1 protein-coding gene is annotated in these 569 nt (G+C 76.8%); it reads left to right on the top strand.

Features of this window, described 5'->3' with window-relative positions:
• Nucleotides 1-569 (top strand): ATP-binding protein (locus FHD68_RS18835; RefSeq protein ID WP_139086667.1); only part of this gene is annotated, 569 nt, incomplete at both ends.

Below are 569 nucleotides of genomic sequence, written 5' to 3'. Positions count from 1 at the left end.
GCCAGCGCGCCCGCGCGCGGCAACGCGACCCTGACGCTCGACGATCTGTCCCTCGAGGACGGACCGGTCCGCGACGCGGCCGCGCGGCTCATCGCCGACATGGCCGGCTGGCGCGCGGGCCGGGTGGCCTGGTCCGAGATGACCCGCTCGCTCCTGATCCATGGTGCGCCGGGGACCGGCAAGACCTGGCTGGCGCGCGCCATCGCCGGATCGGCGGGGCTGCCGCTGATCGCGGCCTCGCTCGGAGACTGGCAGGCGGCGGGGCATCTGGGCGATCTGCTGCGCGAGATGCGCGCCACCTTCGCGCGCGCCCGGACTGCGGCGCCCTGCGTGCTGTTCCTGGACGAGCTGGACGCCGCCGGCAGCCGCAGCTCGGATGACCGGCACGCCTCGACCTACCGCGCGCAGGTCATCGCCGGGCTCCTGGAACAGCTCGGCGGGGTGCTGGGTCACGAGGGGGTGCTGGTGCTGGCCGCGACGAACGACCCGGGCGCCATCGACCCGGCCCTGCGCCGTCCCGGCAGGCTCGACCGCACGCTGGCCCTGCGGCTGCCCGGCCGCGCGGGCCT

It is taken from the genome of Paracoccus marcusii, from assembly GCF_006151785.1.
Taxonomy (GTDB): domain Bacteria; phylum Pseudomonadota; class Alphaproteobacteria; order Rhodobacterales; family Rhodobacteraceae; genus Paracoccus; species Paracoccus marcusii.
Note: the sequence above shows the minus strand (reverse complement) of the source record. Positions and strands in the feature narration are given on the sequence as shown.